The following is a 19,886-nucleotide window of genomic DNA, read 5'->3' on the forward strand; positions in this document are numbered from 1 at the left end:
TCTGTCCTATCCACTTTTTATACTCTATCCATCCACTCTAACTTTTACTAGCTTGAATCCGCAGTCGTGCTGTGCGCTTTTTCGTTTCTTTAAATAGCTCATCTAGTTGACGATAGCATGCATATTGACCTGGCTTAGCTTTAATAAAGGCTAATCGCTCAACCCCATTAATCGGTAGCACTTCATCGCCTGCAGCTTGCACAAGTTGTTCAAATAGCTCGATGGCATCTTCCATTAGCCCTTTTGCCAGTCCATTTCTTGCATCATGTGCTGTATGGATAGCGGCTTGTAGTGAAGTCCATTGGGCAAACCATGCATCTACTTTTTCTTTTGCAATGGCTTCACTATTCATGCTTCCTTCACCATGCCTTTCTTTAAACGCTTTTGCCCTTCACGACAATCGTCGAGTAAAGGGCAAGTACCACATCCAGGATTTTGTGCCTTACAATGATAACGTCCAAAGAAAATTAATTGGTGATGCGTTTTTGACCATTTGTCCATTGGCGTTTTCTTCATAATCGTTTCTTCCACTTCAAGCACCGAATCTTTCCATCGACAGAGCCCTAGGCGTTTGGATACTCGCTCCACATGGGTATCCACTGCAAGTGCTGGAATATCGAAGGCTACTGAAAGCACAACATTGGCCGTTTTTCGACCTACGCCTGGTAATGTCACCAATGCTTCACGTGTTGCAGGGATTTCGCCACCGTACTCATCTAGTAAACGTTGACATAGAGCCTGAATGTTCTTCGCCTTATTGCGATAAAGGCCAATAGAGCGAATATCCTGTTGCAATTCCTCTATGGAAACAGCTAAATAATCTTCTGGTGTTTTATATTTTTGAAATAAGGTTTTCGTTACTTTATTGACTAGTACATCTGTACATTGTGCAGATAATAATGTGGCAATCGTTAGCTCAAAAGCATTGTCATGGACGAGCTCACAATGTGCGTCGGGAAACATTCGATCCATTTCTTCTAGACAATGCTCCCACTGTTTTTTCGTTAACAAACTGGATGCCCCCTATTCTCTTTCTTCCAACCAATTATAAAAAGGAACTCTACCCGTTGATTGCGTTTCTTGTTGAACTGTTCGAGCTGGTGCTCTGTTAAATGTCTGTTTCTCACGGAACTGTTCACTTTGCTTTTGTGCGGCTTGAGGTGTCGTAATATTTTTCTTTTTCCATTCTAATAAAATGCGATCAATATAGCGAATACTCAATTTCCCAGCAAAGACAGCCTCCTTTAGCGCCTCTTTGATGAGTGCGGGACTATGCTTGTCCTCATCAAGCCAGCATCCAATTTTTTCAAGTTCTAAAGGAGATAAAAGACGCCCCATTTCCTCTTCAAAAAGACGGAATATCTCCCCTTCTTCTTGCTGAAGTGTCACTGCCGTTTGTTGCTGCTCTTTCATATCAATCATCTGTAAAATGCGCTCCCATAGCGGGTATACGGAATACTTTTCATATAGCTTGCCACCCGCGTCGACATCTCGTGTAATTTCAAGAAAACCCTTCTGCATTAATCGCTGTAAACGGGATGTGATGTCATTATCAGACATTGTGAGACGATTTTTTAGATCATTAGGTGTTGGGAAGTCATTCTCCTCCATATGAAAGGCCAATAAGTGCATGACAATAAGTGCCTCTTCATCCTCCATGTTTAACTCCTTATAAAACTGAAAAAAAAGCTGTGGAATGGGAATCATTCTCTGCTCAGTCCATGTACGGAGTCGATGATTATTTACGTTCATTATTCTCCAGACTCCTTCTTTAAGTAAGTAGAAAAGCCGCGTAGATAGTTCACTACGCGACTTTTAAATTGATTAGCTTATGGATATAAGCGGTTTAGTAAACGTGGGAATGGAATTGTTTCACGGATATGCTCTGTGCCTGAAATCCATGCTACAGTTCGCTCTAACCCTAGACCAAAACCTGAATGTGGGACAGAGCCATGTTTGCGAAGCTCTAAATACCAAGCATAGGCATCTAATGATAGGTTATGCTCTTCCAGACGTGATTTTAATAAATCGTAGTCATGGATTCGCTCTGAACCACCAATAATTTCTCCGTAACCCTCTGGTGCAATTAAATCAGCACATAATACAACATCATCGCGATCTGGGTGTGGTTGCATATAGAACGGTTTAATACCTACTGGGTAACAAGTAATAAATACTGGTTTGTCAAATGAATTCGCAATCGCTGTTTCATGAGGCGCACCAAAATCATCGCCCCACTCAATATCGTCGAAGCCTTGTTCGTGTAAAAGCTTAATCGCATCATCATAAGAAATTCGAGGGAATGGCGCTTTAATGTTTTCAAGTGTTGATGTATCACGGCCAAGTCGCTCTAGATCTAATTTGCAGTTTGCAAGTACAGATTGTACGATGTGCGCTACATATTGCTCTTGTACTTCTAAATTTTCTTCAAATTCTACGAATGCCATTTCAGGCTCAATCATCCAAAACTCGATTAAATGACGACGAGTCTTAGATTTTTCAGCACGGAAAGTTGGACCGAATGAGAATACTTTTCCTAAAGCCATCGCAGCAGCTTCCATGTAAAGCTGACCAGATTGAGATAGATAAGCATCTTCATCAAAATATTTTGTATGGAACAGCTCTGAAGTACCTTCAGGCGCAGAACCTGTTAAAATTGGTGGGTCCATTTTTGTAAAACCGTTGTTGTTGAAAAATTCGTATGTAGCGCGAATAATTTCATTACGAATTTTCATAATGGCATGTTGTTTACGAGAGCGCAGCCATAAATGACGGTTATCCATTAAAAATTCTGGACCATGTTCTTTTGGTGTGATTGGGAAATCAGTTGCTGCATGTAGTACCTCGATATCAGTTATAGCAAGCTCACAGCCAAAGCTTGAACGTTCGTCAGCTTTCACCTCACCAATCACATACATAGAAGTTTCTTGCGTCATCCCTTTTGCCGTAGCAAAAATTTCTTCGCCTACTTCTTCTTTCACTACAACGCCCTGTACAAAGCCAGAGCCATCACGTAGCTGTAAGAACGCGATTTTTCCGCTTGAACGTTTATTGGCTAACCAAGTGCCAATTTTGACTGTTTCACCGATATGCTGTGGCATATCTTTAATCATAATTTTTTTCATAGAAATCCTCCAAAGTTGACTAGAAGGATTAGTCTTGCCATTTTGATTTTACGAATGTATCAATACGACGGACTGCCTCTTCTAATAAGTCTAAAGATGTAGCATAAGATAATCGCATAGTAGTTGGTGTACCGAAGCCAGAGCCTGGAATCACTGCTACGTTTGCTTCTGTTAAAATATCCGCAGCAAATGCATCTACTGAATCATAGCCAGTGTGAGCCATAGCTTCTGCTACGTCTGGTAATAGGTAGAATGCACCCTGTGGCTTTAATACATGGAAGCCAGGAATAGCACTTAACTGTGGGTAAATTTTTTCAAGACGAGATTCAAATGCCTGACGCATTTCCTCTACCGCATCCTGGGAGCCATTATACGCCTCCACAGTTGCATATTGTGCTGTTGTTGTCGCATTAGATGTTGAGTGTGATGCAAGGTCAGTCATTGCTTTAATAATGTCTGTGTCACCTGCAGCATATCCAATACGCCAGCCTGTCATAGAGTGAGATTTTGCCACACCATTAACGACGATTGTACGTGCTTTCACTGCATCAGAAAGTTGTGCAATTGAAAAATGCTCAATACCATTGTATACAAGCTTCTCATAAATTTCATCTGACACGATTAAAATATCTTTTTCTTCTGCAACAGCAGCAAGTTCTGCTAGCTCTTCACGAGAATAAATCATGCCTGATGGGTTGCTAGGAGAATTGATAATCACTGCTTTTGTCTTGTCTGTCACAGCTGCTCTCAGTTGATCCGCTGTAATTTTATAGCTTTGTTCACGTGTACCTTCAACATAAACTGGTACGCCGCCAGCTAATTTCACTTGTTCTGGATAAGACACCCAATAAGGAATTGGAATAATAACCTCGTCACCTTCATTTAAAATCACTTGGAATAGCGTGTATAAAATATGCTTTGCCCCTACACCAACAATGATTTCATTTGGCTGATAGGTAAGGTTATTGTCGCGTTGAAGCTTATCAATAATGGCTTTTTTCAGAACTGGAAGTCCGCCAGCAGGTGTATATTTTGTATACCCTTTCTCCATTGAATCAATGGCAGCATTTAAAATATTTTGAGGTGTATTAAAGTCTGGTTCACCAGCTCCAAGACCAATCACATCAATACCTTGCTCTTTCAATGCTTTTGCTTTTGCAGTAATCGCTAATGTTGAAGATGGTGTTAAAGTTTTTACACGTGTTGCTAATAAATTTTTCATTCGGGATCTACTCCTCTTATAAATTCGTAATGCGCTTCCACCAGTCGCCATCCTTAAACAGAATATAGACATAGTTGAGCTGGTCGTGGTCGTTCAGATATGTAATTTCCCAAACTGCGCCAGGCTCCTCATAGCCTAATTTCATGTGGAGGACTTTTTGTACATTTCCTTCATTTTTAAAAACCGATAATGCTTGCTTTTCCGTAATACCATCTTCTAATATCACTTCCTGAATGGAATCCTCGTCTAGATTCGTCGGAACAAAGACAGCTTTTTTATCACCGTATTCGTCTACCCCGAACACAGTAACATACGAATGTTTGCCATTATATGTGTAGGACTCCGATACAATTGCGAGGGCTTTGGCATCGAGTGCCAACTGTTCAGCCTGCTCTTCAATTGAACGGAACGGAGCCTCGGCTTTCCAGAGTACTAAAATACTAATGACAAGTGACAACGAAACAATAAAGACAGAAATGAAAATTAACCAGTTTTTCATCTATTCACCTTATGTTTCACATCGAGCTGTTTTGGCATAACACATAGCTGATGCATGTGTGTGTCTATAACTGTGTAACCATTCATTTTGCTTTCCATTTTGTCAACCTGCTTTCTTTCCTCATACCACAACATTATACAACAATTTTGTGCTGTCGTGTTTCTTAATTTCATATATTGTACGTTGCTAGAACAACGTTTTCAAACAATGACTACAGTAAATTTCATTTCACCTCATAGAAGCCTCGTTTTGGGCATAAAAACATGGTCCTATCACAAGAAAAATTCCTATTTAACTATGTAAATAGGAACCTGTCATTATGATAATTCGTATAGCACACAGCTAGCACGGCCATTCGCCTTTGCTTGGTATAAACCGCTATCTGCTTGCTCAAATAGCTCCTTGTATTGATAGTTTTTCTGATTATTCACGCAAGCACCCATACTGACCCTTAAGGGATAACTTTGCTGTTCCTGTTCGAGCTTTAGTGAGAGCAAATAGGCATGTGTGTTATGGACCAATGTTTTGATATAGTCCTTCTGAGAATGCCTAAAACAAAGGATGAATTCATCTCCGCCATAACGAATAATCTCCACATCTTCATCCTGTAAAAAATCCTTCAAGCTGTTAGCTAAAAGCTGTAAAATCATATCTCCAAATAAATGACCATGCGTGTCGTTAAATAGTTTAAAATAATCGACATCCAAAACCGTAATACATACATAGGATTGCGTTATTTCGGCTGCATTGAGCCATTCCTGTAGCTCATAGTCTAAAAAATGTCGATTTAAAACGCCTGTTAATGGATCATAATGTGCTTTTTTCTCAAGCTTTTCCTTTTGACGCTTAAATTCTAAGTTCATTACTTGTTGTAATAAATTTGCAACACTCATTTTTTCCGAGAGATCAATATATTCACGCTGTACATCAAAAATTTCATCTCGCCAATCCAATTGATACAATACATTTAACAGTAAGCGCATCACTTTTTTTGTAATTGGCTTATCTCCATAAGATCGGGCAAGATCTATGGCTTGTTTATAATAAAATACAGCTTCTTCAAGCTTTTGCTGTTTTTCAAATAAAAAACCGTAGCCAAACAATGCCGCTACTTTTTCTCGTTTATGATGATGAATAATAGTAGAGGATAACGTACTGTCCAGCAATGCCTTCCCCTTTTTAAAATCCCCTTCTAAAATATACACATCTGCTAAATTATTATTAATACGAATATCATGTAATTTTGCTAGATCAGGCATTGTTCTAGCAAGAGATTTATTATATTCTCTAGCTAATAGCCCTGCTTGAAGTGCTTCCTTTGTACAGCCCTTCTCTACCTCTAAATAGCACAGATTATTATGACAGCGAACAAGCATGACAGGATCTTGAAGCTCCTGTGCATAGGCGATAGATTTTTTCGTCATCTCCACCGTTTTTTCACGGATGCCAACTAAATCATAGATTAATGACATTACTAAATGATAATGCATTAAATCTTTTGTCGTACCATAATTTTGACAAATGGCCTCATAATCATGAATAAGATTAACCATGCTTAATGTGTCACCTAAAGAATGATGAACTAATATTTTTTGATAGTACAAATCCATGACATATGGATAGTTATTGCTCTCTAATGTGACTAAAAGACCTTGATCAGCAAGCTTTAGTGCTTTCGTTAAATACCCCTTTGTGCGCATCTCCATTATCGTTTTATTTAATTCTTCTAATGTTAATTCCACCGTCTCACCACTTCTCCATACCCCATATCATCCAGTTTACTTTGTGCTTTCTCAATTATAAGACATATGTATTCACTTAGTCCGCCTTTTTCGTATGATACCAACTATTACCTACAACGCAAAAATCTTTTGTGATGATTGTTTTAAAATCTTACATCTGTTTGCTTGAAAGTGAATCATCTTATCCCATCATAATATGTAGGTAATTTTTTTATGTCTTTACACATTTTTCTCCATTTTTGTCCTCGTTACCTGTTGTTTTTACCCATATGATGAGTTAATTAGCTTTTTTAGTATCGAAAAGGGACGTGATGTTGTGAGTATGCAAATTAACCCTTCTGATCCAGCAACGATTCCAAAATTTGTAGATGAACTTCCAAAACCAATGATTGCTAAACCAAAATACAGCAGAGGGCAACAGAAGAATGATTATTACGAATTGGTCATGATGGAGGGCCAGCATCGTTTTCATAAGCATTTTCCAAACTCATTAATTTGGGGCTACAATGGGCTTTACCCAGGGCCAACCATAGAAGCTTCTAAAGATAAAACTATCTATGTGAAATACAAAAACCAGCTGCCCTTACAGCACTTTTTACCAGTAGATTTTACGCTTCATGCTGCAAACGATTCACAAGAAGTAAGAACAGTTACTCACTTACATGGTGCCAATGTGGATTGGCAGAGTGATGGCCATCCTGAAGCATGGTACACAAGAGACTATCGGCATACTGGTCCAAAGTTTAATAAGGAAATACATGAATATACGAATCATCAACCTGGCACTACCATGTGGTATCATGACCATGCCATGGCTTTAACACGTTTAAATGTATATGCAGGATTAGCAGGCTTTTATTTACTGAGGGATGCCCTTGAGGAACGCTCTAATTTACCATGTGGAGACTATGAATATCCGATTTTAATTCAAGATAAAACGTTTAATGAGGATGGCTCATTGTTTTATCCTGACGAACCACCCTTTCCCGTGCCTGTTCATCCCTCTATCACACCAGGCTTTGTTGGCAATACGATAGTGGTTAACGGAAAACTATGGCCTTTTTTAGATGTTGAGCCACGTAAATATAGATTTCGTTTACTAAATGGCTCTAATCGACGAGGCTATGTCATCAGTCTTTCCAATGATCAACCAATGTTTCAAATTGGTACAGATGGCGGTTTCTTATCAGCACCACAACTTATCCAATCTGTCGAGTTGCTGCCAGCTGAACGCACGGATGTCATTATCGATTTTTCAAGCTGTGCTGGACAGGAGATTACCTTACTTAATACTGATACCGATTTCAGTGATGAACACACAAACGTGATTATGCAGTTTCGAGTAACTTTACCTTTGAAATGTGAAGATACAAGTGAGATTCCAGAAAGACTTGCCGTTTCTATGGATCTACATCCACACCATGCACATATTGAAAGACAACTACCATTGACGGCGACTACCGATGAGTTTGGTCGACCTATGTTGCTGTTAAATGATCGAATGTACCATGATCCAGCAACGGAAAAACCTTCTTTAGATAGTGTGGAAATCTGGAACTTTATTAATGCTACACCCTTTATCCATCCTATTCACCTGCACCTCATTCAATTTAAAATTCTGGAACGAAGGCCGTTTGATTTAGAAATCTATCAAAATGAAGGCATCGTACAATTTACAGGGCCGCCTGAAGAACCAAGAGACTATGAGCGAGGTTGGAAGGACACGGTGAAGGCTGACGCTGGAAAGGTGACAAAAATTATTATGCATTGGAAAGATCATGTCGGGAATTATATGTGGCATTGTCATTTCCTTGAGCATGAGGATCATGATATGATGCGACCCATTCTCGTTATGAAAGACGTCCATGCTGTTCAGCAGCCTCATGCAGCAGTAGAACATCCTGTAACACATCAAGAATCAACAGCTCCCACAAATCCTTCAAATCCTACAAGTACTACCCATCATAGTGAATCTTCAGCACCACTATTAAATGAGGTAGAACATTCACAACTTGAGGAAGAAAAGGTAGTCTCACCTCAAGAAGAAGAATCCATTACTATTCATATAGGAGATAATACACAACATATGCCAACGCTACTGTTTCCAACCCTTCCTACCAATACTCCTACCAGCAGGCATAGGCCTCGTCAAAGAACCCGAAGATTTTAGCTAAGTACGCTTTACAAAGAAAACTACCCATGAAAAGGTGGTTTTCTTTGTTCCAGCAATTTATTTGACCTCCAATCGCCATATTCTTCTCGTTACGAAAGCTAATAATAATACACACACAGAGATTATAAAGACTGGTATATAGATGTTGGCTTGAAAGAACTCAAATAGCAACCCATACCCCATCTGCCCAAGTGGTGCCATACACTGTGATACTGCCATCATAATTGCCATGACTTTCCCTAATTGTTCATTTGGTGTTTCTTTTTGGACAAGGGTCATTACGTAAATGGAGATAATCGTCATCATCATCGCAATGATAAGAGCACAACCAATAAATAAGCTATACGATGGATAATAGCCAATTTGAAGGGCGCGAGGTAGCACAGACATAGCCATGGGAATTACCAAAAAGGCTGACATCAATACCCAAATATAGAGGGTGTGAATACGCAGCTTTTTTGCAAAGTACCCCATCGTTAACGCGCCTAAAATCGTCGCAAAATCAATAATCCCCATTCCTATTCCATACAATGTATCACTACTTTTCATCGTGACACGAAGAATAATAGGCACACCAACGATAAAAAGTGGAGTCAATAGTAAATTCAATAAAGCAGCAAGTAGCGTACATTTTAAAATAAAAGTTTGCTTCACCACATAAGTAAAACCTTCTTTCATGTCTTTGATTAAGGTCGGCATCAAATGACCATCATAGCTACGTTTCACAAATGGGATTGTCATAAACATTTCTACAATAGCCGTAAAGAAAAATAATAAACCACTTACTATGACGAGAAGTTTGAGGCCAAGCATTCCATATAGTATCCCCCCTAGCACAGGTGCTGTCACTCCTGCTAATGCCTGGACCCCATTGACGATCCCATTAGCCTGCTCAAGCTTTTGTTCGCTAACTAATAGCGGAATACTAGCCATTACAGCTGGCGTGTACATGGCACTAATGAATGAAAGAAGCACCATAACCAACCCAATCCATAGCACAGAATGATTGTCTGTTAGTAATACAATAAAAAAAATCAATACAATGCCACTACTGATAAAATCAAATAGGACCATTAAATTTCGCCGATTAAAACGATCTGCTATAGCGCCACCAAATGGTGTAAGTAAAACAGGAAGGCTTGAAATAGCGAAAAGCACAGCAAAAAGATCTGCCCGTCCTGTTATATCTAAAACAAAAAGTGAAAGAGCAAATCTTAAAAGCGCAGAGCCTAAAATAGAAATAATCTGCCCAGCTACCATAATGATAAAATCTTTCGAAAAGCCTTTTTCTTTGACTAGCATTTCCATATAAAAAACACCCCTTATTATTTTTAGACCGACAGTCAGTCATTTAATATGTTAAAAAATTGTAGGCACAAGCTTCTAGGACTTGCCCTACAAATTAGACTGACTGTCGGTTTATAAATAGTATATGTGAACTCCCCAAAAAAAGGAACATATTTTTATATCTTCCTTTTTGTTAACCCTATTTACTTTTAAAGTAATGTTTAATTTGCTCAATCATAGCAGTAGTTGCCTGACTAACATAGCGATCTACGCGGAAAATAATGGATAGGCTTCGGCTTGGAGCACCATTTGAAATTCGTATACTACACAAACTAGGATCATTCATTTGTTGGAGCAAAGGATAGGGTTGCACCGTTACACCAATATTGGCTCGAACGAGATTCATAATGGACGTGACAGAGCTTGTTTCAAGAATAGAATGAATGTGAAAACCATGCTTTTTTACAGCCTCTTCTACTATCTCTCTACCAAGAAAACCTTCTGGATACATCACCATAGGAAGTCCTTCTAATTCAGCAATTGGGATCACTGTTTGCTGTGCCAATGGATGCTCCTTTGAAACGGTCAGTACATATTCCTCTCTACATAAAGGAATAATGACCAATCGATCATCTGATTCTACATTCGTCCCAATACCGATATCCACTTCATTTTCGAGAACCTGCCGCATAATATCGATGGAAGCAAGTATCTTTAATTTTACCTTTGGAAATTTTTGATGGAAATCAATAACAAGCTGTGTAATCCGATAATCAAGATCAGATGGCATGATGCCAATACTTATTTGTCCCCCTTGTAGCCCCTGTAAATCTTTAATCGAATCTTTAACATTTTGTAATGTATTAAATACCTCTGTTGTATAGCTAAACAAAAGAGAGCCTGCCTCAGTCACAACAATTTTTTTGCCAATACGATCGAACAATGGCATTCCTAGCTCATCCTCCAGCACACGTATTTGCTGGCTTAACGTTGGCTGAGAGATGCCAAGTTTCTCAGCAGCTTTTGTAAAATGTAGCTCCTCATAGACTGCCATAAAATAATGCAGATGCCGTATTTCCACATAGACCACGCCCTATCATAGTTTCTAACTATCATTGTAATAGTAATAATAGTATTGTTCAATCATTCTAATTCAGATAGACTTCAATTTAGGCTTACTATTTATTTGATAGGACGGAGAGGAAAGACAATGAATATAAAACACAAAATCGTACCAATTATCGCTATTATTTTAGCTTCTTTTAATTTACGGCCTGTCATTACTTCGGTGTCCCCCTTATTAGGAACTATTCGCCAGACTTTACATATGAGCGCAGCTACTGCTAGTTTGCTAACTTCTTTAGCTGTGCTATGTATGGGCTTATTTGCACCTTTCGCAATCAAACTAGCTAATCGTTGGAGCATCGAGCGAACTATCGCTTACGCTCTTATTCTTATTGGACTAGCAACAGCTACCAGATATTTTGCTAATACTGCCTGGGTCATGCTAGTAACAGCCTTGTTATCAGGCATTGGCATTGCCATCGTAGGACCACTGTTATCGGGCTATATTAAGGAGAAATTTGCGAACCCTTCCCGTGTAGTGGGGATATACTCGCTAGCACTTGTAGTAGGAGCTGCACTTGGCTCTGGGCTTTCTATTCCACTAAGCAATTTTTTTCATTCATGGCAAGCTTCTTCTGCCTCCTGGGCTATTCTTGCTTTAATCGCTTTATTCTTTTGGTGGAAGCCAATTGAACAAAAAGCAGTTACTGCATCAGTCACAAATTCACCTAGTAAGAGCAACAGTGTGAAGCAAATGTTAATGAATCAAAAGGCTTGGCTTTTAACAGGCTTTTTTGGGTTAATGGCCTTCATGTTTTATACCATCATGGCTTGGTTACCTCCCATCGCAGAAAATTTAGGCTATAGCAAACACGACGCTGGAATGATGTTGACACTATTAACAATTGCCCAAATGCCAGCTACATTTTTAGTGCCTATATTAAATAACCGTTTTCAGCATCGAGCCGTATGGCTAGTAGGTAGTTCATCATTAGAATTAATTGGTTTATTGATGCTACTGTTTTCTTATAATCCTTGGCTGAGCAGTATTCTGATTGGCCTTGGTGCAGGTGGGCTTTTCTCATTAGGGCTAACATTACCAATTGATGAGGCCAAAGATATTCACGAGGCTAGCTTCTTAGCTGCTATGACACAATCAGTTGGCTTTGTATTTGCTGCATTGGGCCCCTTCTTTGTCGGTCTTGTTCGAGATTTCACAGGCAATTTTACAACTGCTATTATTGGCATGATCATCATCGTCCTTGTGATGATTCTGATTCAACTAAAAATTGGAAACCAAAAGCAACCGCAAATGCATCATATTCACATGAAAAAGACGACTTTCTAACAAGGAAGGTCGTCTTTTAATGATGGAATCGATTTTGAGCCTTTGTTGTATTGCCTTCACGGGATGACACTGGCCATATATGTAGCGTCTTCAACTGATGATTTCTAATTAGCTGACTGAAGCATATCTTAGCACAACTGCCTCTAAAACATCGATTCCTATTAATATATCTTCAAGCTCCGTATGTTCATCTGGATGGTGACTTAAACCATCCACTGAAGGAATAAAAATAAGGCCAACTGGTCCGAGCCTTGTCATATTCATAGAATCGTGACCTGCTCCACTTTGCATATATTGATAGGATAGTTTCTTCTCTACACAAATTGTTTCTAAATCTTGCATTAGCTTTGGAGAAAGCAGGACAGGATCCTCTGAGCTAATGACATTGTATTCAATCGCAAGCTGCCTCTTTTGTTGAACGTTTGCAATAACCGTATAAAAATGCTGAAGCACACGTTCTCTCGATTCCACAAAGGATGATCGGATATCTACAGTTAACTCCACTTCACCTGGAACTACGTTCATCGAGCCTGCCACAACCTCTAGTATTCCAACAGTTGCCACAGTGCCAAACTCCTGCTCTGCTATCGCCGCTTTTTCTAATTCTAATGCCAATTCGGATGCTCCTAAAAGAGCGTCCTTTCTCATATTCATTGGAGTCGTGCCTGAATGGGACGCTTTTCCATTTAACTTCATTAATAAGCGAACTGGTGCTGCTACCCCTGTGACAATACCAATTTTCTTTTCATAGTTAATTAGCAGTGGTCCCTGTTCAATATGCAATTCGAAAAAGGCATGGAATCCTTCCTCTACTCTTGTCGCTTGATCAACACTACTAAAATCAAGTCCACAATGAGCAAAAGCCTGCTCCATCGTAATACCATCTCGATCGACTAAATGGCGATACTTTTCTTTATCAATTAATCCTGCCATTGCTTTACTGCCTACTGTTGACACACCAAATCTTGAAGACTCCTCACAGGCAAAGGCGATAATTTCAATTGGATGCTCTGTCACAATAGATCGCTCGTTTAATCGCTTGATGACCTCAAGGGCAGCGGTTACCCCTACAACGCCATCATATTTACCGCCTTGATAGACAGTATCTAAATGAGATCCCATGACAACAGGCTGCAATCCTGGCACACTGCCTTCTCTTCGAGCAATAAGATTTCCACAATGGTCAATATGAATTTGAAGATTTTCATCTTTACATAAACGAATAAAGGCATGTAAACAAGCCTGTTCTTCATTCGTATAGGCAACTCTCGTAATCCCTTTTTCGCCTGAATTATATTGATTCATTTTATCTAGTAATTGTTGATAACGTTCTTTATAGATCATGTAAACAGCTCCTTTTGAAGAATTACGAAGATGAAAATCAGACCAAATGTACGCTTGTCATAGTATCTATTTTACACCTTTTTGGTTGAAAATTAGAAAAGGGATTCTCCATAACGAGATCCCTACTCTAATTCACTGGAAAGACTTAAGCAGTATATGACTGCTCTAATCTATTTACTATTAGCCATTTTGTCATTGAAATGATGGAACAATGCATCACATTCTTCAGTCGTTTCAATTTTTTGCATGTTCAGGACACTTTTATCTTTACCCGTTAAGTAATCACGTAGATGCATATCAGAGAAGCCATGTACATGAGCATCTTCTGCTGTATTACAATAATGAACTTCTTTAATACCCGACCAAATAATAGCGCCCACACACATTGGACATGGTTCGCAAGTAGCGTAGATGACACAATCGGATAAATCCATTGTGCCAAGCTTTTTAGAGGCTTCACGAATGGCTACTATTTCTGCATGTGCAGTGATGTCTGTATCACGCATCATTGTATTGCCAACAACAGCGATGATTTCATCACCTCTTACAATGGTTGCACCAAATGGTCCACCAATATTTTGATCGATGCCTTCTTTTGTTTTGTCAACAGCTAGTTGAATATAATCCATACCGTGATTCCTCCTAGTTAATAATATGAGTACCAGCCTGATTATTGATCGCTTCTTTCAGACTTTCAGGGTTTGTAATAATTACTCGATGACCACCATTTTCTAAGAAGCTTAAGCTGGCTTCGATTTTTGGTAGCATACTTCCTGGCGGGAACTGATTATCTTGAACATGCTGCTTTGTTTCCTCAACAGTAATTTCTTCAAGTGCTTGTTGTTCAGGTTTTCCAAAGTTAATAAACACACGCGGAACACCCGTTGTAATAATTAATGAATCCGCATTTACTTGTGCCGCTAATAGACTTGTTGCAAAGTCTTTGTCAATGACTGCATCTACACCCTCATAGACATTGTTTTCTTTTTTCACAACTGGAATTCCACCACCGCCTACAGCGATCACGACATAATCATTATCAATTAATGATTTAATCGCCTCTTTTTCCACGATATCGATTGGTTTTGGTGAAGGCACAACGCGACGGTAGCCACGGCCAGAATCCTCTACCATTTTCCAATCTGGATGCTCTACTAGCATCGCCTCCGCTTGCTCCTTTGTAAAGAATGAACCAACTGGCTTTGTAGGGTTAATAAAGTTGGGATCATGTTCATTGATTTCAACTTGTGTAATCACACTAACTACCTTTTTATTAATTTGACGTTTAGTCAGTTCGTTAATTAATGCTTGTTGAATTAAATAGCCAATTCCACCTTGTGTGTCAGCCACACAGTTTACTAACGGAATTGCTGGCATGCCTGATACTTCATTAGCAATTTCACTTCTTTGTAAAGTGAAACCAACTTGTGGACCATTGCCGTGTGTGACAACCACTTTATAACCTTCCTGAATCATATCCGCGATATGCTCGACAGTTTGAGCAACTGCCTCTTGCTGACTTTGAATAGATTCACTTCCACTATCCTTTACCAACGAGTTACCGCCGATTGCTACAATTACTAATTTATTCACAACTACACCCCTACTTCTTTTTCTACACTATTTTGAACATTTTGCTGATTAAATTTATATAACAGCGTATATAAAATGAATGACACGATCAGTCCGCTAAAGAAAGCAAAGTTATTTAGCTGTACTAAAAACGGCACACTTTTCAGGAAAGCACCTGACATTGGTAAGAGGAAGCTTATTAATAGAACGATACATGCTACGATGTTATAGCCAGATTTATAAGCTCCATTATGACCTTCTTCCACATAAATCATAGATAAATCTAAACGCCTTTTACGCTCGATAAAGAAGCTAGACAACATAATACCTGCAATCGGTCCAAACATAGAGCCTATAAAACTATAAAAGAAAAATAACGTTTCTGTACTCGATACTAGTTTCCAAGGCAAAATGACTGTGCCAATAATCGCTGTTAAAATACCTGCTGTTTTGACCGTAAATACTTTAGGGAATAAAGTTGTCATTTGCAATCCAGATGGTAATAAATTACCAAAAACTACAAAAGCTGTTGCGCCTACATTTAAAGCTAAAATTAATACAATTACTGAAAAGGGATTTTGAATTTTATCAATAGCATCTACAATATTAAAAATTGGTTGCCCAAAAGCAATTTCTGTCCCTGCTATTAAACTAATACAAGTAATCGCAAATAATAGATACGAGCCGATCATACCGATGGATAAGCCATAGATCATTGCTTTTGGCGATTTAGCTCTATGCGTAAAATCTGCAATATTTACAATTGGACCAGCCCAGTTAGACACCAATGCGCTAACACATGCAATAAAGACCAATGGACTTTCCATCGTTGTAGAAGGCTTATATTCTAAAATTGGTCCAATTCCTCCAGCAATATTAATTGCCCAAATCGCTGCGCCAATAATGAAAATATAAACAATCGGTGATGAGTATTTACCGAAGACTGTTAGCATATCCATGCCACCTAAAAAAAGTAAAACTGTAATTACCCATAAAATAATATAAGAAATCATAGTCGGAACATCTAAGCCAAAAATAGTGAAGTCTCCACCAATAGACATATAGTTCGGAATGAATCTTGCAAATAATACATTAAGGGATTGAGCGCCCACAACGGTCGTCGTACCAAAGAATACAACCCCAGCAATCAACCCTCGACATAACGCCGGAATAATAGAGCCTTTTACTCCAAATGAATCTCTTAGTAATATGGCAAACGGAATGCCATATTTAGAGGCGGAATATCCATTTAAGCAATAGCCTGCTGAGACGATTACTGCTGAAAGCATAATGGCTAAGAAAACTTGATTAACTGATAATCCTAAGACAAAAAACCCTGCAACCGTCATATAAGACATAATATTGTGAACTGCACCCATCCACACGGTAATGTAGTTAAAGATTCCCCAGTCTCTTTCCTGAGGACCTTTTGGTAAAAGTTCTTCCGAATAGCCAAGTGCTCTATAATCTTGATTGGACTGTTCAATTTTTGCGTGTTCCATAGAAAGCTCCTCCTACTTATAGGAAGTGGGCTTAAGCCCACTTCTCACTAATTGTAATTAATGCTTTTTCAAAAGCTTCCATTGGAGGATTTGTAATACCAGCACCAATCATACCGATTCCAGCCTCTTTATGTGCGATAGCTGTATTAATAATTGGAAGAATACCTGATTGGATGACTTTGCGAATATCAATACCAGTAGGAATTCCCATGAAGTTTAATAATGGAATGGTAATATTTTGGTTTTCTGTCGTCGTAATTTCTTTCATTTTACGAGAATAACCAATTGCTTCATCCACTGTTCCACCTACTAAAGCAACGATTGCTGGTGCAGTAGCCATTGCGAAACCACCAATACCGTAAGTTTCTGTAATAGCACTATCCCCTATATCAAGACCTGAATCCTCTGGTTTGTAGCCAGCAAACATCGGTCCGATTACTTTTTGTGCTGGGCCAGTAAACCATGTATTACCTGACATGCCACTAATACGAACACCAAATTCTACACCGTTACGTGCCATTGTTGTCACGACAGTACTATATTCGATTCCATGTGCAGCATCTAATGCACATTTACAGCATGCCATCCATGTAGGACCTGAAAAATAATCACTACTTGCAACGAAATCAAATACTGCTCGCTTCTGTTCAACAGGATAATCTGTTTCTAAGATATATGGTGTCAATGCTTGAATTAATAAGCTTGTACCTGCATTATTACGGTTATGACATTCGTCACCCATGTGGAGCGCTTGTGCAAGCATTAATCGTAGATCGATGCCGTCTTTATTTAATTTCATTGCATCACGTAAAATTGGTCCTAACACATCACGCATCCATATTAATCGCTCGACAACGCTGTCATCGTTGGCACCCATACGCAAGATTTTTGCCATTTGCTCACTTAAATTTGTATAGGCGATATTGCCATACGTTTTATTTTCAACGATGTGCATAAACATCGAAGCAGATGTTACCCCAGCCATTGAACCAACTGCATTATGCTCATGGCAAGGTGAGAATGTAATATCTCCAGACGCCGCTACCTCTGCTGCTTCTTCTAAATCTTTTGCTAATCCTTCGAATACAAGAGCACCCATCACAGCGCCCTTCATTGGGCCATTCATATCTTCCCAAGTAATGGGTGGTCCTGCGTGTAAAATTGTTTTTTTCGTCATGCCAGGTACAACATTGATGGCTTGATCGAAACCAATCAACACGGGTTGAGAGTTCACAATTTTTTCCACCGCAAGACGATTTGCTGCTTCGATTTTTTCAGCAAGTTCTGCTTTATCGATTTTGTTTAGTGCTGCAATAATTTCTGGCTTACCTCCTCCCGGTGGTGACCACTCTAGGTGTGTAGCACTTGCATTTTGTGCTAATATATCATCCTTAAAAAGTTCAATACCTACGTTAATTACGTTAATTTTACTTGTGAAAAGTTCATTAATCTTACTCATGATTTTCTCCTTTCAACACCATTTCTCTAGCAAGTAACCCTGCATTTGTACTACTGCTTGCATGTGTAACACCTGCATCGACTAATTTTTCCACTTGCTCATCTATGTTTGGCGTATCTAAGTCTGTTCCAAGGACATACCCAATGATCTCTAAATGTCTACCTTCTTTTTCAGCAAATTGTTTAGCTTCAATGATGGCGGGAAGCATAACACCTACTGGGTCTTCATGAGAGCCAAAGCCTAATACGAAGTCCATCACAATGACACCAACTGTCGGATCTTTTGCTTCTTGTAAGAAGCGCTCAATGCGAGAAGACGGATCGATCATTGGATGTGGTTTACCATTTGTAAAATCATCATCACCGAAGTCAATGAATGTATGTTCCTGACTCACATTGATATCTTTCAATAAGAAATCAGGATTCTTTTGGATGTTACTGTAAATATTATCTAATTTTTCCATAGCTAGATACATAGATTCATCACAAAGCGTACCGCCACAGAATAACCCACGAATGTATTTTTGCTCTGGCGCTAATTTTGCACGAACCTCTTCAACTAATGGAATGTTAAGCGCACGTTTGTTAATACCTGCTTCATCAATACCTGCTAGTAAGACTGCCTTTAAGGCTGCTTCTTTCGATGTTTTAGCAAATTGTCCACCAGCTGCCACTACAGCCTCTTCATTACCACCTATAAAATAAACCACTACCGGTTTGCTGCATTCTTTAATTTGTGCGAGTACTTTTTTCTCAACACTTGCTTCAGGTGGCTTCGATACAAGTACAATCACTTTAGTGGCTTCATCGGCTTCTAGTGCTTTGATTCCATCAAGCATCATCATACCGCCCACTTCTTTACTTAAATCTCTTCCGCCAGTACCAATCAGTTGTGTGATACCACCACCGAAGTCATGAATGCGAACACTTACTTCTTGGCTACCTGTACCAGATGCCGCTACGATACCGATATTGCCTTTTCTTACAGCGTTTGCAAAGCAAAGTCCTGTATTACCAATAATAGCGGTACCACAGTCTGGTCCCATCATTAATAAGCCTTTTTCATGTGCTAAAGTTTTTAATTCTACTTCGTCTTCAACGCTCACATTATCACTGAAAAGCATCACGTGTAGATCATTTTCAAGTGCTTTGCGTGCTTCGCGAACAGCAAATGCCCCATTGACAGAAATGACCGCAAAGTTTGCATCAGGAATTCCTTGTGCAGCTGAATCAATCGTTGCATATTTAATATCACTTTTTGCTTGTGCTTTATCTTTATTTGTTAGTAATTCTTCCACTGCTAGGTAAGCGCTTTCTATTTGATCCGCATTAGCAGTTTTAACAATAATCATTAAGTCCCCTGCTGTTGCTTCCTCCACTTCTGGCGTCATCAAACCAACGTTACGAATGACTCCTTTGTTCATCTCCGTACCCATACCAATAATTGCTTGCTCGACGCCTTCAATTTGATTCGCTTTTGTAGATAGTGACATCAATGACACTGAATCAAAATATGTGTTGCGCTTAATTACGACTTTAATACTCATCA

The 19,886-nt window shown here is 39.1% G+C and carries 17 protein-coding genes; 2 read left to right on the top strand and 15 right to left on the bottom strand.

The window, feature by feature from the left end:
- Positions 1-37 precede the first annotated feature (37 nt).
- From ACMGGO_RS14990 to ACMGGO_RS15020, 7 genes are all read right to left on the bottom strand, one after another.
- Positions 38-352, bottom strand: coding sequence for a YpoC family protein (locus ACMGGO_RS14990; RefSeq protein WP_066037666.1), 315 nt, complete (start codon positions 350-352; stop codon positions 38-40).
- On the bottom strand, positions 349-1,011 hold the full coding sequence (nth, locus tag ACMGGO_RS14995; RefSeq protein WP_048389975.1) for an endonuclease III: 663 nt from the start codon (positions 1,009-1,011) through the stop codon (positions 349-351). The genes ACMGGO_RS14990 and nth overlap by 4 nt, the downstream gene beginning before the upstream one ends.
- A gap of 12 nt (positions 1,012-1,023) precedes the next feature.
- Complete coding sequence (locus ACMGGO_RS15000; RefSeq protein WP_016994290.1) at positions 1,024-1,752, bottom strand: DnaD domain-containing protein; 729 nt, start codon at positions 1,750-1,752, stop codon at positions 1,024-1,026.
- Between the two features lie 77 nt (positions 1,753-1,829).
- Positions 1,830-3,125 carry an asparagine--tRNA ligase gene (asnS, locus tag ACMGGO_RS15005; RefSeq protein WP_420282004.1) on the bottom strand — a complete coding sequence of 432 codons (1,296 nt, stop codon included), beginning with the start codon at positions 3,123-3,125 and terminating at the stop codon, positions 1,830-1,832.
- A 28-nt stretch (positions 3,126-3,153) separates the two neighbouring features.
- On the bottom strand, positions 3,154-4,347 hold the full coding sequence (locus tag ACMGGO_RS15010) for a pyridoxal phosphate-dependent aminotransferase (RefSeq protein WP_048389971.1): 1,194 nt from the start codon (positions 4,345-4,347) through the stop codon (positions 3,154-3,156).
- Between the two features lie 16 nt (positions 4,348-4,363).
- On the bottom strand, positions 4,364-4,846 hold the full coding sequence (locus ACMGGO_RS15015) for a DUF5590 domain-containing protein (protein ID WP_048389969.1): 483 nt from the start codon (positions 4,844-4,846) through the stop codon (positions 4,364-4,366).
- A 317-nt stretch (positions 4,847-5,163) separates the two neighbouring features.
- Entirely contained in the window at positions 5,164-6,588 is a 1,425-nt protein-coding gene (locus tag ACMGGO_RS15020; protein WP_420282005.1) for a GGDEF domain-containing protein, read from the bottom strand.
- Between the two features lie 322 nt (positions 6,589-6,910).
- Between ACMGGO_RS15020 and ACMGGO_RS15025 the strand changes: the two genes are divergently transcribed.
- Positions 6,911-8,758: a multicopper oxidase gene (locus ACMGGO_RS15025; protein WP_326140566.1), complete on the top strand. Its 1,848-nt coding sequence runs from the start codon at positions 6,911-6,913 to the stop codon at positions 8,756-8,758.
- A gap of 60 nt (positions 8,759-8,818) precedes the next feature.
- On the opposite strand, the gene ACMGGO_RS15030 is transcribed toward ACMGGO_RS15025, so the two are convergent.
- Both ACMGGO_RS15030 and ACMGGO_RS15035 read right to left on the bottom strand, forming a co-directional pair.
- Entirely contained in the window at positions 8,819-10,069 is a 1,251-nt protein-coding gene (locus tag ACMGGO_RS15030; protein ID WP_319840148.1) for an MFS transporter, read from the bottom strand.
- A 178-nt stretch (positions 10,070-10,247) separates the two neighbouring features.
- On the bottom strand, positions 10,248-11,129 hold the full coding sequence (locus ACMGGO_RS15035; protein WP_048389964.1) for a LysR family transcriptional regulator: 882 nt from the start codon (positions 11,127-11,129) through the stop codon (positions 10,248-10,250).
- Positions 11,130-11,258: 129 nt separating this feature from the next.
- Here ACMGGO_RS15035 and ACMGGO_RS15040 point away from each other — a divergent pair, with 129 nt between their 5' ends.
- Complete coding sequence (locus tag ACMGGO_RS15040) at positions 11,259-12,461, top strand: CynX/NimT family MFS transporter (RefSeq protein WP_115673415.1); 1,203 nt, start codon at positions 11,259-11,261, stop codon at positions 12,459-12,461.
- 108 nt (positions 12,462-12,569) lie between these two features.
- On the opposite strand, the gene ACMGGO_RS15045 is transcribed toward ACMGGO_RS15040, so the two are convergent.
- From ACMGGO_RS15045 to fdrA, 6 genes are all read right to left on the bottom strand, one after another.
- Positions 12,570-13,805, bottom strand: a complete 1,236-nt coding sequence (locus ACMGGO_RS15045) for a Zn-dependent hydrolase (protein ID WP_420282006.1) — start codon at positions 13,803-13,805, stop codon at positions 12,570-12,572.
- Between the two features lie 170 nt (positions 13,806-13,975).
- Complete coding sequence (locus ACMGGO_RS15050) at positions 13,976-14,434, bottom strand: nucleoside deaminase (protein ID WP_054550759.1); 459 nt, start codon at positions 14,432-14,434, stop codon at positions 13,976-13,978.
- 13 nt (positions 14,435-14,447) lie between these two features.
- The gene (arcC, locus tag ACMGGO_RS15055) at positions 14,448-15,398 is read right to left on the bottom strand and encodes a carbamate kinase (RefSeq protein WP_048389956.1); all 951 of its coding nucleotides are present in this window, start codon (positions 15,396-15,398) and stop codon (positions 14,448-14,450) included.
- Positions 15,399-15,400: 2 nt separating this feature from the next.
- On the bottom strand, positions 15,401-16,879 hold the full coding sequence (locus tag ACMGGO_RS15060) for a cytosine permease (RefSeq protein WP_054550758.1): 1,479 nt from the start codon (positions 16,877-16,879) through the stop codon (positions 15,401-15,403).
- Between the two features lie 31 nt (positions 16,880-16,910).
- A complete protein-coding gene (locus ACMGGO_RS15065) occupies positions 16,911-18,338 on the bottom strand; it encodes a DUF1116 domain-containing protein (protein WP_328011998.1) in 1,428 nt (475 codons plus the stop codon).
- Entirely contained in the window at positions 18,331-19,884 is a 1,554-nt protein-coding gene (fdrA, locus tag ACMGGO_RS15070) for an acyl-CoA synthetase FdrA (protein ID WP_416141504.1), read from the bottom strand. The genes ACMGGO_RS15065 and fdrA overlap by 8 nt, the downstream gene beginning before the upstream one ends.
- Positions 19,885-19,886: the final 2 nt, after the last annotated feature.

The organism is Lysinibacillus sp. BNK-21, from assembly GCF_048684915.1.
GTDB classification, from domain to species: Bacteria; Bacillota; Bacilli; order Bacillales_A; family Planococcaceae; genus Lysinibacillus; species Lysinibacillus capsici.

What these genes read in the sequence shown, in the direction of transcription:
- ACMGGO_RS15045 (WP_420282006.1), bottom strand. Translation starts at nt 13,805, where the DNA reads ATGATCTATAAAGAACGTTATCAACAATTACTAGATAAAATGAATCAA.
- ACMGGO_RS14990 (WP_066037666.1), bottom strand. Translation starts at nt 352, where the DNA reads ATGAATAGTGAAGCCATTGCAAAAGAAAAAGTAGATGCATGGTTTGCC.
- ACMGGO_RS15000 (WP_016994290.1), bottom strand. Translation starts at nt 1,752, where the DNA reads ATGAACGTAAATAATCATCGACTCCGTACATGGACTGAGCAGAGAATG.
- ACMGGO_RS15030 (WP_319840148.1), bottom strand. Translation starts at nt 10,069, where the DNA reads ATGGAAATGCTAGTCAAAGAAAAAGGCTTTTCGAAAGATTTTATCATT.
- asnS (WP_420282004.1), bottom strand. Translation starts at nt 3,125, where the DNA reads ATGAAAAAAATTATGATTAAAGATATGCCACAGCATATCGGTGAAACA.
- ACMGGO_RS15050 (WP_054550759.1), bottom strand. Translation starts at nt 14,434, where the DNA reads ATGGATTATATTCAACTAGCTGTTGACAAAACAAAAGAAGGCATCGAT.
- fdrA (WP_416141504.1), bottom strand. Translation starts at nt 19,884, where the DNA reads ATGAGTATTAAAGTCGTAATTAAGCGCAACACATATTTTGATTCAGTG.
- ACMGGO_RS15060 (WP_054550758.1), bottom strand. Translation starts at nt 16,879, where the DNA reads ATGGAACACGCAAAAATTGAACAGTCCAATCAAGATTATAGAGCACTT.
- ACMGGO_RS15015 (WP_048389969.1), bottom strand. Translation starts at nt 4,846, where the DNA reads ATGAAAAACTGGTTAATTTTCATTTCTGTCTTTATTGTTTCGTTGTCA.
- ACMGGO_RS15040 (WP_115673415.1), top strand. Translation starts at nt 11,259, where the DNA reads ATGAATATAAAACACAAAATCGTACCAATTATCGCTATTATTTTAGCT.
- ACMGGO_RS15065 (WP_328011998.1), bottom strand. Translation starts at nt 18,338, where the DNA reads ATGAGTAAGATTAATGAACTTTTCACAAGTAAAATTAACGTAATTAAC.
- ACMGGO_RS15010 (WP_048389971.1), bottom strand. Translation starts at nt 4,347, where the DNA reads ATGAAAAATTTATTAGCAACACGTGTAAAAACTTTAACACCATCTTCA.
- ACMGGO_RS15025 (WP_326140566.1), top strand. Translation starts at nt 6,911, where the DNA reads ATGCAAATTAACCCTTCTGATCCAGCAACGATTCCAAAATTTGTAGAT.